The 1,691-nt window shown below is 70.2% G+C and carries 2 protein-coding genes and 1 pseudogene; all 3 read right to left on the bottom strand.

The window, feature by feature from the left end:
* Positions 1–528, bottom strand: a pseudogene (locus DW309_RS15950) (FtsK/SpoIIIE domain-containing protein); the annotation flags it as partial.
* Between the two features lie 76 nt (positions 529–604).
* A complete protein-coding gene (locus DW309_RS15955) occupies positions 605–1,399 on the bottom strand; it encodes a PP2C family protein-serine/threonine phosphatase (protein ID WP_136045921.1) in 795 nt (264 codons plus the stop codon).
* Between the two features lie 47 nt (positions 1,400–1,446).
* Positions 1,447–1,691 (bottom strand): hypothetical protein (locus DW309_RS19915; RefSeq protein ID WP_205812825.1); only part of this gene is annotated, 245 nt, incomplete at its 5' end.

A 1,691-nucleotide genomic window follows, 5' to 3' on the forward strand; every position in this document is an offset into this window, starting at 1 on the left:
CGCGGCTGCGACCGGGGCCTGGCCACGGACGCAGACGCCCGCGCCGAGCCGCACCACGACCGGTGCGTCATCGAGCTCGGCGCATCGCGCGCGGAACGCCTCTGCTCGATCGCCCTCCCCACCCGTCGTGCGCACGGCGCTGACACGCACACCGCGACCCACGGTCAGCTCGGTGTCGGCAGCGATCGGATCCGTCCCACGAAGCGGCGGTTCTGCGACGCACGCGGCGACGTCCGGGTGGCGCGACTCGAGCTGGGCCCGCTCCTCGGCGTGACGACGGGCGAGCGCATCCTCGACCGCGCGCCACTCGGCCTCCACCCTGTCCGCCTCACGCCGTCGATCGTGCCGTCGCGTCCTCGCGGCGTCGGCCACCGAAGCGAGCATCATGAGGGGACCGAGTGCGGCGAACCACAGCGACTGCACCGACCCCGTGGTGAGCCACAGCGCCACCCCCATCCCGACCGGGACGATCCCCGCGAGATACGGCAGCGAGGTGCGGCGCGGCGGCGCGGGCGCGGAAGGAATCACGAGGGGAGACGGGTCCATCTCCCCAGTGCATCGCTCCGTGACAGCAGAGAGCCCGCTGTCCACAGCGTCGGAGCGACTACTCCGCGGTATCCCGCTCTGGGGAGGAGGACTCGGGGTCGCTCACCTGCAACACGATGAGGGTGACGTTGTCGCGACCGCCGTTGTCGAGGGCCGCAGCGAGCATGGCGTCGACGCACGCGGCCGGATCGGAGTTCTCCCGCAGGAAATGCTGGATGCCGTAGTCAGTCAGCTCCTTGGTGAGTCCGTCGGAGCAGATCACGAACCGGTCGCCGGGACGCAGGTCGATGGTGACGTAGTCCGGAGCGGTGAGCTCGCTGGCGCCCACCGCGCGCGTGATGACGTTGCTGTAGGGGTGTCCCTCGGCCTCTTCCGGACTGAGCTTCCCCGCTGCGATCAGCTCCTGCACCACCGAGTGGTCCGTGGTCACCTGCACGAGCCGGTCGTCCCGCAGAAGATAGACCCGCGAGTCGCCGATGTTCAGAGCGACCCACTGCAGCTGCTCCCCTCCGTCGTCCAGGTAGACGCCCGTGAGCGTGGTCCCGGTGCCCTCGTCGGTGGTCTCCGGGTGCTCCGCGATGTCGTCGACGGCGCGGGCGAGAGCCTCTTCGATCGTGCGATGCGAGATGTCGCCCGCGACGACCGCGGCCTGCAGGCGGGACACGGTGCTTTGGCTTGCGATCTCGCCTCCCGCGTGCCCGCCCATTCCGTCGGCGACGATGAAGAGGGGGAACTCCGCGAGGAACGCGTCCTGGTTGGTCTCACGGCGACGGCCCTGATCCGTGACACCCGACCACGAGAGCAGCAGCGGGCGTCCCGCAACCGTGACGGTGTGCGTCTTCGTCTCAGCCACGTGCTGCCTCCGATGGACCTGCGGCGGAAAGGGCGGTCGCAGGATACTCACACATCGTAGTGGAACACGATCCCCTCGCTCGCACCGGGGCCCTTCGAGGGGCAGAGCGGAACGGAGACGCCGATCGGGCGCTGCGACAAGACCATGACCTCCACGTTAGCGGGCGCATCGCCCGCGAGAACACCGTTCACACCACGAAACCCCCGGCGGTGGGCCGGGGGTTTCGCGACGACGGTCACGCAGGGGGCTGCGTGGGATCGTTCGGGGTCGTGGGAGGAGCCGGCGGTGCGGC

Origin of the sequence: Microbacterium sp. K41, assembly GCF_004794395.1 — a bacterium.
Taxonomy (GTDB): Bacteria; Actinomycetota; Actinomycetes; order Actinomycetales; family Microbacteriaceae; genus Microbacterium; species Microbacterium sufflavum.